The organism is Cupriavidus phytorum, assembly GCF_003254285.1.
Classification (GTDB): Bacteria; Pseudomonadota; Gammaproteobacteria; order Burkholderiales; family Burkholderiaceae; genus Cupriavidus; species Cupriavidus phytorum.
The window spans coordinates 58735-75816 of sequence record NZ_QKZN01000007.1; the positions used below are offsets into that span (position 1 = coordinate 58735).

A 17082-nucleotide genomic window follows, 5' to 3' on the forward strand; every position below is an offset into this window, starting at 1 on the left:
GCTGCGCCGGTCCGCACCAAGCTGCAAGCATGACCCTCGCCCCACCCCGCCGGATCGATTTCAATACCCGCAAGGCGCTACTGTTCGCGCTGGCCGCGGAACGCCTGTCGGCCTACTACGAACACCGCAAGTGGATGACCGACGCCCAGGGCGCCACGCTGGCCGGCGAATGGCTGTCGCGCTCGAAGCTGCAGTTGCCGCTGTCGGAACGGCGCCTGCTGTCCGAACTGAGCGACCAGTTTGCGCGGCAGCTCGCCGAGACCCTGTCGCGCGAAGCCGGCCTCTATGCCGCGCACGAAATGATGGAAGCGCTCGACCCGAACTACCAGTCCGCGTTCGCCTACGACATGCTCGAGGAATGCGAGCGGCTGCTGCACGAGCACGGCGTCACGGAATAAGGACGACGGCGAGAAAGCCTGCAAAGCTGCTGCGTTTGCAAAGGTTGACAATCGCCCGGCGTACGCGCGCTTAAACTTCGCGCACCAATGACGCCCCACTGTCCGCCACCATGGAACGCAAGCACTGCCTGGCCTGGATTGCGCTGAGCATGATCGCGGCAGCCTTGCTGACGCTGCTGTGCCTGATCCTGAACGACCACGCCGAAACCCAGGCGCAGAAGCGCGTCGAGCAAATGGCTGTGCGCGTCAAGCCGGCCGGCGCAGGCCTGATCCAGGCCAATGCCCCTGCACCCTCTTCGCAATCTTCGCAACGCCCTCAGCCGGCCCGGCATGCCGAACGGCTGCAGCAGGCCAGCGCGCGCTGAACCAGCGCAGGCGCGCCCCGGCCCGCAACTTCAGAACGACGACCAGGTAGTTAAGAAGGATTGCGATGCAGGCCGGAGCGCGGGCTTGAGTGTAGACGCGCGCTTTCCCGGCAACTGCAAAGAATTGACAACGTCCTTCCGTGGGGTCATGCAGCCGGCGCCGGCCATTGCAGCCCTGCCGCCGCAGCCAGCGCCTGGTAAGACGTCGCCAGGTGATAGGGCGAGGTCGAGGGCATCTCCGCACGCACCACGTCGCTGCTCGGCGCCAGGCACTCATGCCAGCCTTGCGCAGACAGGAAACGGTTGCGGAACTGCGCGGCCCAGTCAGCCAGCGTGGCCAGCGACTGCGCCGAGCCTTCCACTGCCAGCGCGCGCGCGAACTCGGTCTGTGCCCAGATGCGCTCGGTGCCGTCGATCCGTGCGCCGCCCGCCTCCAGCGCCGCGCAAACGCCCAGCGTGCCCGCCGCCACGCCATGCTGCTGCGCAAACGCGAAAGCGCGGCGCAAGGCATCCGACAGCGGCAGGTCACCAAACAATGCCGGCCTGCCGGCCACCAGCGAAAACCATTCGAACTGGTGACCGGGTTCGATGCGGTTGTCCGCGCTGCCTTGCGGCAGCTCCGCCACGCAGCCGCTGGCGGGATCGACAAAACGCTCGTGCACCGCCATCGCAATCTCGCGCAGGCGTTCCGCATACCACTCGTCGCCGGTCGCATCCAGCGCGGCCAGGTAGGCCTCGGTCAGGTGCATGACGGGGTTCTGCAGCACGCCCGCGCCCTTGGGCCGGAAGTGCTCGGTCAGCGCGGCGTGGTACAGGCCCTGTCCGTCGGCGAAGCGGTCTTCGACGATATCGACAGTTTCATCGAGCACCTCCAGCGCATCCTCGTTGCCGAAGCGCGCGTAATACGCGGCGCAGGCGAAGATCACGAAGGCGTGCGTATAGAGGTCGCGGGTGCTGTCAAGCGGCGCGCCGGCCGGGTCGACGCTGTAGATCCACGCGCCCTCGCCATTGCCGAAATAGGCCTGCAGCGAGCCGAACAGCGTATCGGCATGCGCCTGCTGCCCTGCCAGCGAAAACACGTACAGCTGGCGCGCGCACGCCATGGCGCGATAACGCACGGGTGGCAGCGGCGCGGCGCTGCCGCCGTCGAGCCCTTCATAGGGCAGCAACAGGTCGGGATTCCAGCCGGAGGCGGTCCACAGCGGCAGCACGACGGCATCGTAATGCGCCGTCAGGGCGGCGATCCGTTGGTTGAGCTCGGGCGAGAGAGGCATGTTCAGGCGACAAGATCCGGCGCGGCAGCTGCCGCAAAGGCCGTATCTTGCCATGGCGCGGCCGCAATGCCTCATGGCATTTACGGCGCACACTTGCTAGCATCAATGCGCCTACCTGCGAACGGGAGACACCCATGTCGACTTTGCCTCTCACGCTGACCGACAATTACCGCACCCTGGTGCTCCATGTCCTCGAGGACGGGACGGGCCAGTTCACCTGGCGCATCGTCATGGAAGAACGCTGCGGCGCCGCCGACGAGGACTGCACGGTCGCGGCACCGGGCACCTACCGGTCCTATGCGGAAGCCGAAGCCGCATGCTGGGCCGCAGGCAACGGCATCCTGAACGGCCCGCGCGCCGCAGGCGAACTGCGCATCACCTGACACCCGCAAAACTCCGCGATTTACTTGCACTACGCGCCGCGTGACCTAGTCTGGAAGCGTGGCAGTGGCAACGCGGGCGATGCATTGCCTGCGATTCTCCGTTCCGGCCACGTCCCGGGCACGCACTGCTGCCCGGTGCGCTTTTCTGCCACCTGCCTGTCATCTTCCTGGCCTTTACTGACCTGGTCGCCATGCCGCCCCAAGAAACGGGTACGGTGGCCAAGGCCGCAGGAGCATGCAATGGACAAGCCGGTCGTCACACCCCAGCGCTTCGTTGAACTGATGAACGAACGCCTGACCAAGCACCCGCTGTTCCGCGAGGGCATGCGGGTCTATGCGATTCCGCAGCACAGCGACCATCCGCGCAGCCTGGTCTGCGTGGGACCGCGCGGCACCGAATGCGTATGCGCCACCATCGAGAGCATCGTGCGCGGAGAATGCGAGGTCTTCCCCGACATCGGCCCGGACTGGCACCAACCGCCGAGGACCGCAACGCCGCCCGAGCTGCGGGCGCGCTGAACGAACGCGGCGCCGTATGGCGCCGCTTGCATTTCAGACGTCGATGGCCGAATCCGACTTCACCTTGCGGCGCAGCTCGAATTTCTGGATCTTGCCGGTAGAGGTCTTGGGCAACGGTCCGAAGTAAACCGCCTTGGGCACCTTGAAGCCTGCCAGCAGGGTGCGGCAATGCGCGATCAGTTCTTCTGCGCTGACGCTGGCCCCGTCCTTCAGTTCGACAAAGGCGCACGGCGTTTCGCCCCACTTGGCATCGGGCTGCGCCACCACCGCCGCGGCCAGCACCGCAGGATGCCGGTAGAGCGCATCTTCCACTTCCACGCTCGAAATGTTCTCGCCGCCGGAAATGATGATGTCCTTGCTGCGGTCCTTGATCTTGATGTAGCCGTCGGGCATGCACACACCCAGGTCGCCGGTATGGAACCAGCCGCCGGCGAAGGCTTCGCGCGTGGCCTTCTCGTTCTTCAGGTAGCCCTTCATGCAGATGTTGCCGCGGAACATGATCTCGCCGATGGTCTCGCCGTCGGCCGGCACCGGCTGCATGGAATCGGGATCGAGCACGGCCACCTGCGACTGCAGGTGATAGCGCACGCCCTGGCGCGCCTTCCTGACCGCGCGATCCTGCTCGGACAGCGTGCTCCAGTCGTCCTGCTCGGCGCAGACCGCAGCCGGGCCGTAGACCTCGGTCAGGCCGTAGACATGGGTCAGCTCGAAGCCCATCGCCTCCATCTGCGCCAGCACCGCGGCCGGCGGCGGCGCGCCGGCCACCATGCCGCGCACCGGCCCGCGCACGCCCTCGCGCCATGCAGCGGGCGCATTGACCAGCGCGGTATGCACGATCGGCGCGGCGCAGTAGTGGGTCACGCCCTCGTCGCGCATCAGGTCGAACACCAGCTTGGGCTCGAACTTGCGCAGGCACACGTTGACGCCCGCGCGTGCCGCCACCGTCCACGGGAAACACCAGCCGTTGCAGTGGAACATCGGCAGCGTCCACAGGTAGACCGGGTGCTTCGGCAGGTCCCACTCAAGGATATTCGAGATGGCATTGATGGCCGCGCCGCGGTGATGGTAGACCACGCCCTTGGGATCGCCGGTGGTGCCCGACGTATAGTTCAGCGCGATCGCATCCCACTCGTCGGCGGGCAGTTGCCAGGCGTACGCCGGGTCGCCGCCGGCGAGGAAGGCTTCGTAATCGGTCTCGCCGAAGGGTTCCGCCTGCGGGCCCAGCACATCGTGCACGGCAATCACCTTCAGCCCCGGGAGTTCCAGCGCCATCTGCCGCGCCACGTCGGCAAACTCGGTATCGGCCAGCAGCACGCGCGCCTCGCCATGGCGCAGCATGAACAGCAGGTTGGCGGCGTCGAGGCGGATATTCAGGGCATTGAGCACGGCACCGGCCATCGGCACGCCAAAATGCGCTTCCACCATCGCCGGCGTATTGGGCAGCAGCGCGGCGACGGTATCGCCCTTGCCGACGCCGGCGCGTGCCAGCGCGCTGGCCAGGCGCCGCGCGCGCGCATAGGTGTCGCGCCAGTTCTGGCGCAGCGGGCCGTGCACGATGGCCAGGCGATCGCCATACACCTCGGCGGCGCGGACCAGGAAATCAATGGGTGTCAACGGCACGAAGTTGGCCGCGTTGCGGGCCAGGCCGCTGTCGAAATCGGTTGGCATTACGGGTGTCTCCGCCTTATCGAGTCAATCGGGCGCTGTCATTCGGGCGCCTTGCGGCGCTGTCACTTTTTCCGGCACAAGGCTATCATCGCACACGCCGGCGCACTGTCGTCGAGACGACAAACCTGCCGCAAACCCGCGCCAGGCAAGGCTTACACGATTCTTACAGGATGCGGCGCAGCCCGCCCGTCCGTGCCATGAGCGAACCCGCAGACCTCACTTCCCTCCCCGCCCCGGCGCCCGCCGCGGTGCTGGCCGGCCATGCCTGGTTCGGCGAACTGGCCCCGGCGCACCAGGGCCTTGCCGCGCGCGAAACCCTGCTGCAGTCCTTCGCCGCGGGCAGCTTCATCGCCCGGCGCGGCGAGCCATCACGCCACTGGATCGGCGTCGACAGCGGCCTGATCAAGCTGGCGGTGTACACGCCCGATGGCCGTGGCTGCACCTTCTCTGGCGTGCCTGCCGGCGGCTGGTGCGGCGAAGGCAGCGTGATCAAGCGCGAGGACCGCCGCTACGACGTGATCGCGATCCGCGACTCGCAGGTGCTGCTGGTGCCCGAGCCGGTGTTCAACACCTTGCTGGCGCAGAGCCTGCCATTCGCCAGCTTTGTCGTGCGCCAGCTCAACGAACGCATGGGCCAGTTCATCGCCACCGTGCAGAACGACCGCCTGCTTGGGGCCGATGCGCGCGTGGCGCAAGCCATCGCGCAGCTGTTCCATCCGGACCTGTATCCGCGCACCAGCCCGGTCCTTGAGCTGTCGCAGGAAGAGATCGGCCTGCTTACCGGACTCTCGCGCCAGCGCGTCAACCAGGCGCTGCGCCGGCTGGCCGATGCGGGCATGGTGCACCTGTCGTACCAAAGCATCCGCGTGACCGACCTGCCACGGCTGCGCCACTTCGGGATGTCTGACCTGTAACGCGGCCGCCACCAGGGGCCAGGCCGACCTTAAACCGCTGTCCGCGGCTTGCGCCGTCCGCCGAATCCTGCGACAGTTACCCGCCGCACCGCCGCCAGCTTCCGGGTCGTTTTCCGCATGCCGCTTGTCAGCCGTCACCACGTCCGCTTTGCCCGCCTGCGCTTTCCCTTTGCCGTCCATGTGCAAGCCCTGCACGGCACGGCCAGCTTGCGCGATGCCAACGCGCGGCGCGAAGTGCGGCCCGGCGACCCGTTCGTGGTGCACGCCTTCGCCCACTTCGACTGCGACCTGCCTGGCACCTGGCAGCAACCCTGCGCCATCGTCCTGACCGCCGTACCGGACAGCGACTGTCCGCGCCTGGCCGGCAAGCCCGCGGATCGTCCGTGGTCGCGCCAGTTCGCCGGCCTGGTCTTTTCCCGCCCCGACACCGACTGGAACGCCGAGCGCCTGGCGGCGCAATGGCAAGTACCGGCGCGCCTGGTGCGCGCGCGCCTCTTTGCCGAAGGCGAGGCGCTGCATCCGCTGCTGCGCGAGCAACGCGCCGCGCATGCGCTGCACGCGCTGGCCAGCGTCGGCGGCCTGGTGCCGGCGCTGGACCAGCTGGCCGCGCATGCGGGCCTGCGTTCAGCCAGCGCGCTGGCGCGCGCCTGGCACGACTGGTTCGGCATCGACGCGATGCGGCTGCTCGAAGATTGCCGCGCAGGCGGACACACGCTCGCGCCGACAGCAACGTGGCCGGGATTGGTACGGGCGGCTGCCTGATTCGTCCTTCCTTGGCGGCAAGCCTCCCGCCACGCCGCGCGTGGTTTGTCAATCACCTCAACGCGGGTTGGGCGCCATCAGGCATTTCCCGGAAAATCGCGCCCGCGGGGCGGGTCAGCCGTTCCGTGGGCGGGGTCATGCATTGAGCCAGTGTTCCACCACGCAGCGCCCTGCCATAACAAAAATCACAGAAATCAATACAGGGATGAAAACAAAACATCTGTTTTTGACGGGTCTGGCGGCGGCCGTACTGACGGCCTGTGGAGGCGGCGGCGGAGATTCGGCGACCACCACGGCGCCCGCTGCCACAAAAATCACCGGCACTGCAGCCGTGGGCGCGGCGTTGGGCGGTGCCACGGTCCAGGCCAAATGCGCCGCGGGGAGCGGCACGGCCACCACCGCCGCGGACGGGAGCTTCACACTCAGCATCAATGGCGCGACGCGCCCGTGCGTGCTCAGCGTCAAGACGCCGGATGGCACCACGCTGCATTCGGTGGTCGAGGCCGGCACCGGTACCACCGCCGTGGCCAACATCACGCCGCTGACCGAACTGGTGACTGCGTCGCTGGCACAGGGCAGCACCGCCACCTTCTTCGACCAGTTCGATGCCGCCGCGCAGGCCAAGCTGACTTCCGGCAACCTGACCAGCGCCACGGAATCGGTGCGCCTGGTGCTGACTGGCGTGGTGGACCTGAGCGGCGTCGACCCGCTCAAGGATCCGCTGGTGGCCGCCAACGGCGCCAACGCCGGCAATGCGCAGGACAAGCTGCTGGACCAGTTGGGCGATCGCCTGGAAGCGTCGCAGACCACGCTGGGTGAGTTGTCCTCCGCGGTGGCTGCCAATGCCGATGCAGCGGCGGTCAAGACCGCGCTGCAGCCGGCGGCGGCAACCTGCGCCGGGCTGAAGACGGGCAAATACCATGTGATCGGACTCGGTTCCGCAGCGGCGGAAGCCGGCGACCTCGACGCCGCCGCGCTAAAGCTGCAGGTCGGCAACGAGACCGTGCCCTTCACCGCCGTTGCCAACGACAACTGCCGCTTCACCGTGCCGGGCACAAACGGGGCCACCAACACCGTGATGGTCGCCAAGTCCGGCATCGCACTGGCCGTGCCGCCCGCGGGCCCGATGAGCGATCTGCCCACCCTGCTGGTGCCCGCACAGGCGGTCGCCCTGGCCGACCTGGCAGGCGACTGGAACGGTCTCGGCATGGAGCGGGACAACAGCGGAACCCCCTACGCATCGCGCCGCGTGACCTTCAGCATCGATGCCGCGGGCAAGCTGACCAAGGGCGCGGACTGCTCCGGCGTGAACACCTGCGAGGCATGGCTGCCTGAAGAACTGCCGACGCTCAGCGCCAATGCCGACGGCAGCTTCAAGATCACCGACAGCTTCGGCTCGCAGCTTGCCTATGCATTCAAGGGCACCGACGGGCAGGTGACGGTCGTGATCACCCACGACGATGGCTTCATGCTCGCGAGCAAGCAGGTGGTACGTCCCCTGCCGGTGGTGGGTGCGACCAACTCTTACTGGGACACGGTCATGTTTGGCGGCCTGGTGCCCACGCTGCAAAACGCCGGCACGTGGTCGACCGTCGTGACTGTGGTGGATGCGCAGACGGGCAGCTACACGCGCAAGCGCGTGGAAGACGGCCGCCTGGACAGCTGGAAGGTTAATAGCCCGGCCAGCGGCCTGCGCTACCGTGCCGCCAGCAGCAACGCTTCCGAGATGATCTCGCTGGTCCCCGGCAATATCGGCCTGAGCTGGGGGATCGCCGTGAACGGATCGTACTACGATATCTCGGTGAACCGCCCGTAACCGCCCCGCGAGGCGCCGGTGCGGGCGCCTTGCATCACGCATGTCAAGCCGGTGCCGCCATGCAGCGCCGGCTTTTTTTCTTTTACGCCAGCAACTGCCGCGCTTCGCCCAAAAAAATACCCACAGCCGGGTGGTAGTGGGTAACAAAGTGGTGCGGGCACGTCGCGGAACTGCCCACGGCTCGCATCTTTGCATCGACATTCCCGCGCGCCAATAATCTTTCCGGACTAGTTGCGCCCCCACAGCGGTTGCATGGACAAGCGCCGGCGATTCTTGTTCAATGGATCGCCCCTCGCACCCCCTCTGTTCAATGCCCCACGCCCGCCTGCTGCTGATCGACGACCATACCTTGTTCCGCACCGGCCTGCGCCTGGTGCTGGCCGACAGCCCCAGCGTGGCCCATATCATCGAAGCGGGTTCGGTCATGCAGGCGGTGCAGGACCACGGCGGCGCGGCGGTCGACATCATGCTGCTCGATATCCAGATGCCCGGCCTGAACGGCATCGAGGGCGTCAAGGTATTGCGCCGGCATTTCCCGGGGGCGCGCATCCTTATCGTGTCGGGCACTTCGGGGCTGGACACCATCCCGGCCGAAGTGCGGCGCGAGATTGCGGGCTTCCTGCCCAAGTCCGCCGACGCAAACGAAATCGAGGAAGCGATCGCGTGCTGCCTGGCCGGCGGCACGCATTTTTCCGGTGAAGCCGATGCCGCGGCACTGCCCCAGCCGTCCTACGCTGCGAGCAACCTCACACCGCGCCAACTGGAGGTGCTGCATCAGCTGACGCTGGGCCGCTCGAACAAGGTCATTGCCTACCATATGGGCCTGTCCGAGAATACCGTGCGCGTCCATGTCGCGGCCATCCTGGACCATCTCGGCGTGGTCAGCCGCGTCGAAGCCATCCTTGAAGCCCAGCGGCGCGGACTGGTACAGGCGGCGCGATGACGGTGGAGACCACAGCCCCGGCCGCCCCCGCGCGCGGGCCGCTGCGCTGGCTGCCCCGCTACGATGCGCCACGCATTCTGGCGGCGCAGATGAGCCTGATCGACCAGAGCTTCGGTTGCGCGATGGCAGGCAGTTCGCTGGCAGCGATCTTCCTGGCGGCGGGCCTGGTCCTGAACTGGGACCGTCCCGGCGCCCTGCCCTGGGCCGGTGCGATGGTGCTGGCTTGCGCCGTGGCGTACTTCGGCCGGCTGCGGCTGCCCGGGCGGCTGACCGAAGCCGGCGCGGCGCGCTATGCGCGCGGCATGACCGCCATGCTGATGCTGATCGGCGCGCTGTGGGGACTGGTGGCATGGCTGTACCTGGACGTGCGCATGCCGGCGGTGGTGATCTGCATCCTGTCGCTGATCGCCGGCATGAGCGCGGCGGCTCTGGCGGTATTCTCGGCATGCCTGCCGGTGGCGATCGGTTTCTTCGTGCCGGCGATCGTGCCGGTCTGGATCGCGTTCCTCGCTACCGGCGATATCGAGTACCTGCCGATGTTCCTCGCCACGCCGCTGTACCTGTGCGTGCTGCTGGTATTTGCGCGCAACTACGCGCGCGTGGCGCGGCAATCGATCGCGCTGCGCTTCGAGAACGTGGAACTGATCTCGCAGCTGCGCGAGCAGACCGCGCGCGCCGAGGCCGCGCAGCACGCGGCCGAAGAAGCCAGCCGCGCCAAATCGGTGTTCCTGGCCTCCGCCAGCCATGACCTGCGCCAGCCGCTGCACGCGATGGGGCTGTTCCTGGTATCGCTGGGCCGCACCAGCCTGGATGAACGCCAGCGCCAGCTGCTGGCGCATATCGAGGCCTCTTCCGGCGCCGCGCGCGAGATGCTGAACTCGCTGCTGGACTTCTCCAAGCTCGAGGCCGGCGTGATCACGCCGCGCGCGCGTGCGTTCCGCCTGCAGCCGCTGCTGCACAAGCTGGAGAACGAGTTCGCGCCGCAGGCCGAGGCGCGCGGGCTGGTGTACCGTACCCGCGATACCACCGTCACGCTGCATGGCGACCCTACTCTGGTCGAACTGGTGCTGCGCAACCTGATTGCCAATGCCATCCGCTATACGCAACGCGGCGGCGTGCTGGTGGCGTGCCGCAAGCGCGGCGAGCGCGCGACGATCGAGGTCTGGGACACCGGCATCGGCATCCCCGCCGCGCAGCACCGCGACATCTTTCGGGAATTCCATCAGCTGGGCAATCCCGAACGCGACCAGCGCAAGGGGCTGGGGCTGGGACTGGCCATCGTCGAGGGCCTGGCGCGCACCATGCAGACGCGCGTGACGCTCGCGTCCAGCCCCGGGCGAGGCTCGGTGTTCCGCTTCGGCATGCCGCAGGCCTGGGAGTCGCCCGAAGAGAGCCCGCGCCCCCCGGCGGCGCGCGCACTCGATGGGCTCCGCGTGCTGGTGATCGACGATGACGAGGCCATCCGCAACGCAATGTCCGAGCTGCTGTCGGCCTGGCGCTGCGAGTGCCGCACGGTCGAATCGGAAGAACAGGCACTGGCAGCGCTGGCGGAATTCACGCCCAGGCTGGTGCTTGCGGATTACCGCCTGCGCGGACACCGCACCGGCCAGCAGGCGCTGGACGCGATCCGCCAGCGGCTGGGCCGCCACGTGCCCGCCATCATCATCACCGGGGATACCGCGGCCGACCGCCTGCGCACCGCGCACGCGAGCGGTACCGCATTGCTGCACAAACCGGTGGTACCGCAGGAATTGCAGGCGGCCATCGACACCCTGTTGCGCGAATTCCCGGCACAGGTCAGCTGCGCTGCGGACCGCCAGGCGGCGATCACGAAATGAACGACGCCCCGGTCACGCCGGGGTCGGGGCCAAGCCAGGGCTCATCAACCGCCCGAATGCAGCGGCGACAGCGAATAGGCCAGCACCAGCCCCGCCACGATCGCCGGCGACCCGAGCCGGATCGCCGTGCTGCGCGACAGCACGCCCAGATACACATACAAACACACCAGCACCATCGCAGTCACATACAGCAGGCTGTCATAGACTTGCATGGACGTCTCCCTTGCCATTGTTCTTATTGCTTTACTTCGGTGGGCTGCCAACGGGGCGGGATGCGTGGGGGTGTTGCGGAACTGCGTGGGGCGCTCCGTCGACAGCATGCTATGGCTGTCTGTTCAAAGGATAGTCCGCACTTCGGCGGCGCGTGGCAATTATGGAAATCCCTTTGCGGCGCTGCACCAGCAGCGGTGAGGGTCGGCTCAGTCGGCCGGCAGCATCTCGGGGTTCCATGCGATTTCCCACAGATGTCCGTCCGGATCGTGGAAGTAGCCGGCATATCCGCCCCAGAATGTGTCCTGTGCCGGCTTGACCACGCTTGCCCCCGCGGCCAGTGCCTGCGCCATCACCGCATCGACTTCGGCCTTGTCGGCGACGTTATGGGCCAGCGAGACATCGGTCAGCGCGCGCGGCGTTACCTGCAGTCCGGCATCATGCGCCAGGCTGGCGCGTGGCCAGAGCGCCAGCTTGAGGCCAGCCTGCAGGTCAAAGAACGCCACCGCGCCGTGCTCAAACTGCTCGCCCACAATGCCGGCGGTAGGCAGGCCAAGTCCGTCGCGATAAAAGCGCACTGCACGCTGCAAGTCATCGACACCCAGCGTGATCAGCGTAATCCTCGGTTTCATGGCAGTTCCTCACGTTGTTGGTCGACAGCCTAGCGCTGTCCAAACGCCGCACCGGCGAACAGGTCTTTCAGCTCGCGCGGCTGCGAACGCCAGTATTGCTTCGGCGCCTGCACGCTCGCGCCGAGGCGAGCGGCCGCATGCCAGGGCCAGCGCGGGTCATACAGCATGGCACGCGCCAGCGATACTGCATCGGCTTCCTGGTTGGCGATGATCGCTTCGGCCTGTTCCGGTTCGGTGATCAGGCCCACCGCAATCGTCGGCAGGCCTACCTCCGCCTTCACCCGCTGCGCGTAGGGCACCTGGTAGCCGGGCCCGAGCTTGATAGCCTGCTGCGGCGAGACCCCGCCGGTGGTCACATGGATCGCCGCGCAACCGCGCGCCTTCAGCGCCTTCGACAACGCCACGGTGCCGTCGATATCCCATCCGCCCGACACCCAGTCCGTCGCCGAGATGCGCATCCACACCGGTTGCTGCGCCGGAAACGCCTCGCGCACCGCGTCGAACACTTCGATGGGGAAGCGCATGCGGTTCTCCAGGCTGCCGCCGTATTCGTCGTCCCGGTGGTTGGCCAGCGGCGACAGGAACTGATGCAGCAAATAGCCATGCGCAGCGTGGATCTCGATGCCATCCAGCCCCAGCCGCGCGGCGCGCCTTGCCGCAGCGACGAAGTCATCGCGCACCTTGTCCATGCCTGCGCGATCCAGCGCAACGGGCGCAAATTCCTTAGCGCCGTGCGGCACCGCAGAAGGCGCCACTGTGTGCCAGCCACCGGGTGCATCGGGGGCTATCTGCTGGCCGCCATCCCATGGCGCCTGGCTCGAGGCCTTGCGACCGGCGTGCCCCAGCTGGATTGCAATGGCGATCGGCGAATGGGCGCGCATCGCGTTGACCACGCGGCCCAGCGCCGCTTCGTTGTCATCCGAATACAAGCCCAGGTCATGCGGCGTGATCCGCCCTTCCGCCGACACCGCCGTGGCCTCCACGATCAGCATGCCCGCGCCCGACAGCGCCAGCGAACCCAGGTGGATCATGTGCCAGTCACCCGCATTGCCGTCGTGCGCGGAGTACTGGCACATCGGCGCGATGGTGATGCGGTTGGCAAGGGTGAGGCCGCCGATGGCGAGCGGCGCGAACAGTTGGCTCATGCGTGGTGCTCCTTGCGGAATCCTGCTGTCGTCGCGGACAGGAATCCCGATTCTAGGCCTATGCCGGTGTTGCTGCAGACGGCTAATCATCGTCCTGCACCCTGCTCTCGCCGCCCCGCCCCCCACCGGCCCCAAATAAGCGCCACGCCATGAACCATGCGGGGGCCACCGGCGTCAGTGCATGGGGTTGGAAAAAATCGATGCGGTTCACCCATACACGGACCAGGCCGCGTGCATGGCGTTTACGGAAGGAAAGTCAGGAAAAGGCTGGCAGAGGTCAACCGTTGCTGGCGCCTAGCGGCGGCAGCCCCAGCAAGCCCAGCGTCGGCCGCGCCCTCCCCTCAAGCAGCGCGCGCTCCGGTGGGCGCGTACCAACATACGCATGCCGAGCAGGATGGGCAGCAATTGTGCAGAAAGCGTCCAGGGCGGCCGGGAGGGGAACCTGTTCGTCGAATATGGGGGGCTGGCATCGGCGTGTCTTGTATCGATCGGTATGAAATCTGCTTATAGAGCGGGGGGTACAAAACGCAAGCCTAGATCGAGAAGGCCCCTTTCTCTCGCGGTTATTGCGATGGCAACGGGCGCATACCAGCCGCAATAGTCTTGCCCAGGTCAAGCACACCTTCACGGCTAACCGGCGCGACCCCTTTAGCACGGGCGTAGGCCGCGTCGCGAATCACATACATCATCAGATCTGGCCGGTCGTCCTTAGCGTTAGGCTCGCCACGTAAGGACAGTAGGTAACCATAGTCTTCGGTGCCGTCCTTGCGCTTCAACGCGACGAACGATTCGACCCCTCGGCCTGCTGGCACTGTTACGTCTTTGTACAACTCTCGCCAAAGGCTCCTGACGCTTTGGTAATTTCCGGCATAGTCTTGCATCCAGAAGAAGTCCGCCCGAGCTGCTGCAGAATAGGCCGACGGATTCTCATTCTTGTCCGCCACACGGGCATTTCGATCCTCCATCCATACCGTGATATCGGGGTGCTCGCGCAAGCGATACGCTACGCTGATTGAACGCGGATTCGTTCCATCGTCGCCAATGAACATATGGGGCAAGCAAACGCCTGGCGCAGTAGGAATAGTAAATAGTGGTCGGGGCTGCACGCCATTTATTAAGGTACGGTAGTACTTTTCCAACACCGCCATCTCTTCTGGGCGGCCTGATACGCCCCACCAAAGCGCGTTCCGCCCGACTTCGATATACGCAGAATAGTGAGATCCCATGCGCCACGCGACGCCAGCGTGTCGAGCCGTTGCAAGCGTATCGAGATTTGCTCTCTGCCCACGCGGCGTTATGCCGTGATTGGCCTTCAATCTCCTCAAATCGGTTGCTTTTCTTTCCTCCGCGGCTTGCCTGAACTCCCGGAGGCGGGGTTCCCCCTCCGGCTGCGAAACCATCATCAATCCCATGAATGACTGCATCGGGCCAAATGCATACTGCCCGTCCGGAAATTTGCTTCTGGGATAGGCATCGCCGTTGCCAGCCGCGTACTTGCGAAAATCCGCCGCCGATAACGCCGCCACTTCTACTTCACCAGGCAATTGAAGCAGTGTGCGCCCAACACATTCAGTTCTCCAACTAGGCGGAACCTCTCCTGCTGAGGCGCCGAATCCTAACCCGGCACTACAAACGGCAAACAGAAAACGGCGGACTAGTTTGGCCTGAGCGTTCAATATGGTCATGCGTGTTCCTTGCGGGCGGTATCATCTGTGGAGAACACGGTCAGTCCTTCGTCGTCGCCCGACTGCGTTTGCATCGCGTAGCGTTCTCCGCTGTCATGCGGCTCGTCGTTATGGGCCACCAACGCGGTCGGGTAAGGGAAACGGTTATTCTCGCCTCGTGTCCAATGGATCGGCAGCGAAGTTATAAATCCGGTAACTGATTCAAGCAGCTTTACGCCCGCCGGTTCATGGCGCGGCTTTTGCCAGAATGCGTCCTCGGCGGGTTGAGGATATGCTGGTGCACCGCTGGCACCTGCGCCTGCGGACTTCTGCGCGAGCGGATCCCAATTGGGCAAGATCGAGGCAGGCCGGTTCGGTTCAAAAGGCGACCAGTTTCTCGGCACATGCTTGAAGGCAGCCTCATAAGCCTTTGCATTTGCTTCCGCCCGCTTCTGTATCATGCGCCAACTATCTGGCTTGCCCGGTTGCAACACCGCATCTCTTAGCTCGTTAGCCGCCTTCCTGCCGCCAGCCGTCAACCCGAACAATTTTCCCCAGATTTTCTTTCGTAGTTCATGCGCGAAAACCCGGACTGGCTGCTGGCTCCCCTTTCCATTGATATCCTCGCGGCGATGATCGTCGTCCATGACCAAGACCGCGATCTCTGAATCACGCTCCCCTAACAGGCTTCGGTCATTGATATTCGCACTACCGAGCAAAGCGTACAGGTCATCGACGACCATCAACTTGCTATGCACATAAATCTGCTCAGTCACATAGCGCTCACCGAGCTTCTTCCAATTACGCAAATTAAGCAACGTTACATAGTCGAAGCAGGCTGCAACCGGAATACTCTCGTATTCACGATTTCTATCATCCTCGATAACCCGCATGTAGCGAGGATCTTTCTTCTCGCGTAGCTCTCTCGCCTTCAAGGCCCGGCGAATGCCGTTGAGCAAACTCTTGCTTCCGAAAGCGATCGTCTGCATTGTCCAATAGACCTGCACCGCAATGCTGGCGTTTAGCAAACTTCCCTCAGGGTGCACTGGCAATGTAATATAAACATGAAAAGGCGGCCTGTCTTTATCGAGAATAGCTCGAGTAATTCTGGTAACGAGAGCGGAGCATACACGGTTGGTTGGTGGATTGAGGAGTTTGCTATCGTCCACCTTCAACCGGGGCTTGAAACCATCCAACGTTATTCCAACTGGCGCATCGTCATCGAGAACGCCGAGCCGCTTAGCCGTCTTGCTGGCGTCTTTACCTCCGAGATCATTGATGTACTTCGCTGCAGGAGACAAGGAACCGGTGACAAAATCGGCCTCTTCGCCGAAATCTGATACAAAAAACTGGCTCTCAATATAAATGAAACGCCTACTCTTGGCGATCAATTGCAACATCGCCCGGTGAATATCATCCTCTGTGCCGGTTGGTGCTGTTTCCGGCTTTTTCTGCATCGCGTCGTACTCGGCTTTCCGCATACCGGCTGGGGCGCTTCGCAAAACTTGTACATGAGCATTCCCGCGCTTTTCGTATGTGCTCGGTGGCTTAGGCATAGGCAGCTTCATTTTGCTTACCACGTTCCACCGAACAACGAAATTGCGAAGCAGATCCGAAACCGCTGGCCCCTCGATACGGCTGTGTACGTCTTGCCATGGCATTCGTGGTTGAACGGCTGCATTCAACGTCACGTATTGGACACGGTTTCGTTCTGCGCGACGGCCTAGCCCAATAGCATTTGCTCCGACGGCATCCATCGTCGGTTCACTATATGGTACTTGAACTCCACCGGAAGAGATTTGCTTAAGCACTCCGTCGGCCGTGCTGTTGGTCAGACCAGGTAACTTGAAACTATCTGCTGCGCCGGTAAGCAGATCGGGATCAACGATATCCTTCGCCCCCTTGTCAAGTGAACCTAGCCAAGCAATGCAGGGATTGTAACGATTAAGGGCCTTGCGGCCGTCTCCATCCGCACGCAAGTCATAGCTAGCATCGTCATAGCGGCCATACGCTAAATCGATGCCACCGACAAAGGCAATCTCTCGGTCTATGACTACGAGCTTTTGATGATGACTGAAATATGTAGTATTTTTAGTGGCATTGGATTTCGCGACCGCCACGTGCACACACTTTTCCTTGCTGGAGTAGCCAAGGTGAGTATTGATTGCTTCCAGTGCATTACATGTTTGATCATCATAAGTTTGTACCGGGCTGGTATCGTCCCAAGGCAACACATAAATCTTAACCTTACGCTTGGCCGCTTCACACAACACGTCCCAGAGGCGCTTGCCGGGTGCCAGCATCGCATCCCAGTTCACTTGCCATCCTATGATGCAGATCTCCTGCGATGCCTTTTCACAGGCGGCGATAAAGTCGGCAAAATACTCTCGCCCGGTAGTGAAGGATACAACCTTGTTGCCCGCAGTCTCTTTGGAGAACACTGCGCTGTGTCCTACCCACAGATTGCTGGTCGCTGCGCCTTGCGCGGCCCTTCCTTCTTTACCAATAATTTGCGTAAGGACACGAGAAGATTTTTCTTGCCCAGCCATGC

General features: G+C 64.3%; 17 protein-coding genes. 9 read left to right on the forward strand and 8 right to left on the reverse strand.

Annotated features, from left to right (window positions below; genetic code table 11):
- Positions 1–29: 29 nt before the first annotated feature.
- A complete protein-coding gene (locus C7416_RS18565) occupies positions 30–398 on the forward strand; it encodes a hypothetical protein (protein ID WP_062803234.1) in 369 nt (122 codons plus the stop codon).
- A 110-nt stretch (positions 399–508) separates the two neighbouring features.
- Entirely contained in the window at positions 509–763 is a 255-nt protein-coding gene (locus C7416_RS18570; RefSeq protein ID WP_111520297.1) for a hypothetical protein, read from the forward strand.
- A 146-nt stretch (positions 764–909) separates the two neighbouring features.
- On the opposite strand, the gene C7416_RS18575 is transcribed toward C7416_RS18570, so the two are convergent.
- Entirely contained in the window at positions 910–2037 is a 1128-nt protein-coding gene (locus C7416_RS18575; RefSeq protein WP_111520298.1) for an AGE family epimerase/isomerase, read from the reverse strand.
- A gap of 134 nt (positions 2038–2171) precedes the next feature.
- Here C7416_RS18575 and C7416_RS18580 point away from each other — a divergent pair, with 134 nt between their 5' ends.
- Both C7416_RS18580 and C7416_RS18585 read left to right on the forward strand, forming a co-directional pair.
- On the forward strand, positions 2172–2420 hold the full coding sequence (locus C7416_RS18580) for a hypothetical protein (RefSeq protein ID WP_111520299.1): 249 nt from the start codon (positions 2172–2174) through the stop codon (positions 2418–2420).
- 240 nt (positions 2421–2660) lie between these two features.
- Entirely contained in the window at positions 2661–2939 is a 279-nt protein-coding gene (locus C7416_RS18585; RefSeq protein ID WP_111520300.1) for a hypothetical protein, read from the forward strand.
- Positions 2940–2972: 33 nt separating this feature from the next.
- On the opposite strand, the gene C7416_RS18590 is transcribed toward C7416_RS18585, so the two are convergent.
- Positions 2973–4607 (reverse strand): acyl-CoA synthetase, encoded by a 1635-nt coding sequence (locus C7416_RS18590; protein ID WP_111520301.1) that lies wholly within the window; start codon positions 4605–4607, stop codon positions 2973–2975.
- A 197-nt stretch (positions 4608–4804) separates the two neighbouring features.
- Between C7416_RS18590 and C7416_RS18595 the strand changes: the two genes are divergently transcribed.
- Both C7416_RS18595 and C7416_RS18600 read left to right on the forward strand, forming a co-directional pair.
- A complete protein-coding gene (locus C7416_RS18595) occupies positions 4805–5521 on the forward strand; it encodes a Crp/Fnr family transcriptional regulator (protein ID WP_111520487.1) in 717 nt (238 codons plus the stop codon).
- A gap of 117 nt (positions 5522–5638) precedes the next feature.
- On the forward strand, positions 5639–6283 hold the full coding sequence (locus C7416_RS18600; RefSeq protein WP_111520302.1) for an AraC family transcriptional regulator: 645 nt from the start codon (positions 5639–5641) through the stop codon (positions 6281–6283).
- Between the two features lie 135 nt (positions 6284–6418).
- Here C7416_RS18600 and C7416_RS29340 read toward each other — a convergent pair whose 3' ends face one another.
- Entirely contained in the window at positions 6419–6748 is a 330-nt protein-coding gene (locus C7416_RS29340; protein WP_240988275.1) for a hypothetical protein, read from the reverse strand.
- On the opposite strand from C7416_RS29340, the gene C7416_RS18605 reads away from it, so the two are divergent.
- The 3 genes from C7416_RS18605 to C7416_RS18615 all read left to right on the forward strand — a co-directional run bounded on the left by C7416_RS18605 (position 6735) and on the right by C7416_RS18615 (position 10880).
- Positions 6735–8099 (forward strand): hypothetical protein, encoded by a 1365-nt coding sequence (locus C7416_RS18605; protein WP_240988274.1) that lies wholly within the window; start codon positions 6735–6737, stop codon positions 8097–8099. The genes C7416_RS29340 and C7416_RS18605 overlap by 14 nt on opposite strands.
- A gap of 310 nt (positions 8100–8409) precedes the next feature.
- Positions 8410–9042: a response regulator gene (locus C7416_RS18610; protein WP_111520304.1), complete on the forward strand. Its 633-nt coding sequence runs from the start codon at positions 8410–8412 to the stop codon at positions 9040–9042.
- Positions 9039–10880, forward strand: coding sequence for an ATP-binding response regulator (locus tag C7416_RS18615; protein ID WP_111520305.1), 1842 nt, complete (start codon positions 9039–9041; stop codon positions 10878–10880). Before C7416_RS18610 ends, C7416_RS18615 begins: the two co-directional genes overlap by 4 nt.
- A 44-nt stretch (positions 10881–10924) precedes the next feature.
- On the opposite strand, the gene C7416_RS29190 is transcribed toward C7416_RS18615, so the two are convergent.
- The 5 genes from C7416_RS29190 to C7416_RS29375 form a co-directional block, all read right to left on the reverse strand.
- Positions 10925–11092: a hypothetical protein gene (locus tag C7416_RS29190; RefSeq protein ID WP_010812488.1), complete on the reverse strand. Its 168-nt coding sequence runs from the start codon at positions 11090–11092 to the stop codon at positions 10925–10927.
- Positions 11093–11299: 207 nt separating this feature from the next.
- On the reverse strand, positions 11300–11722 hold the full coding sequence (locus C7416_RS18620; protein WP_111520306.1) for a VOC family protein: 423 nt from the start codon (positions 11720–11722) through the stop codon (positions 11300–11302).
- A gap of 29 nt (positions 11723–11751) precedes the next feature.
- On the reverse strand, positions 11752–12867 hold the full coding sequence (locus C7416_RS18625) for an NADH:flavin oxidoreductase/NADH oxidase (RefSeq protein ID WP_111520307.1): 1116 nt from the start codon (positions 12865–12867) through the stop codon (positions 11752–11754).
- Positions 12868–13430: 563 nt separating this feature from the next.
- Positions 13431–14552, reverse strand: a complete 1122-nt coding sequence (locus C7416_RS28960; RefSeq protein WP_146604286.1) for a T6SS immunity protein Tli4 family protein — start codon at positions 14550–14552, stop codon at positions 13431–13433.
- Complete coding sequence (locus C7416_RS29375) at positions 14549–17080, reverse strand: phospholipase D-like domain-containing protein (protein ID WP_146604287.1); 2532 nt, start codon at positions 17078–17080, stop codon at positions 14549–14551. Before C7416_RS29375 ends, C7416_RS28960 begins: the two co-directional genes overlap by 4 nt.
- Positions 17081–17082 lie beyond the last annotated feature (2 nt).

Coding starts and splice junctions, on each gene's coding strand:
- C7416_RS18565 (WP_062803234.1), top strand. CDS start 30: ATGACCCTCGCCCCACCCCGCCGGATCGATTTCAATACCCGCAAGGCG.
- C7416_RS18570 (WP_111520297.1), top strand. CDS start 509: ATGGAACGCAAGCACTGCCTGGCCTGGATTGCGCTGAGCATGATCGCG.
- C7416_RS18575 (WP_111520298.1), bottom strand. CDS start 2,037: ATGCCTCTCTCGCCCGAGCTCAACCAACGGATCGCCGCCCTGACGGCG.
- C7416_RS18580 (WP_111520299.1), top strand. CDS start 2,172: ATGTCGACTTTGCCTCTCACGCTGACCGACAATTACCGCACCCTGGTG.
- C7416_RS18585 (WP_111520300.1), top strand. CDS start 2,661: ATGGACAAGCCGGTCGTCACACCCCAGCGCTTCGTTGAACTGATGAAC.
- C7416_RS18590 (WP_111520301.1), bottom strand. CDS start 4,607: ATGCCAACCGATTTCGACAGCGGCCTGGCCCGCAACGCGGCCAACTTC.
- C7416_RS18595 (WP_111520487.1), top strand. CDS start 4,805: ATGAGCGAACCCGCAGACCTCACTTCCCTCCCCGCCCCGGCGCCCGCC.
- C7416_RS18600 (WP_111520302.1), top strand. CDS start 5,639: ATGCCGCTTGTCAGCCGTCACCACGTCCGCTTTGCCCGCCTGCGCTTT.
- C7416_RS18610 (WP_111520304.1), top strand. CDS start 8,410: ATGCCCCACGCCCGCCTGCTGCTGATCGACGACCATACCTTGTTCCGC.
- C7416_RS18615 (WP_111520305.1), top strand. CDS start 9,039: ATGACGGTGGAGACCACAGCCCCGGCCGCCCCCGCGCGCGGGCCGCTG.
- C7416_RS29190 (WP_010812488.1), bottom strand. CDS start 11,092: ATGCAAGTCTATGACAGCCTGCTGTATGTGACTGCGATGGTGCTGGTG.
- C7416_RS18620 (WP_111520306.1), bottom strand. CDS start 11,722: ATGAAACCGAGGATTACGCTGATCACGCTGGGTGTCGATGACTTGCAG.
- C7416_RS18625 (WP_111520307.1), bottom strand. CDS start 12,867: ATGAGCCAACTGTTCGCGCCGCTCGCCATCGGCGGCCTCACCCTTGCC.
- C7416_RS28960 (WP_146604286.1), bottom strand. CDS start 14,552: ATGACCATATTGAACGCTCAGGCCAAACTAGTCCGCCGTTTTCTGTTT.
- C7416_RS29375 (WP_146604287.1), bottom strand. CDS start 17,080: ATGGCTGGGCAAGAAAAATCTTCTCGTGTCCTTACGCAAATTATTGGT.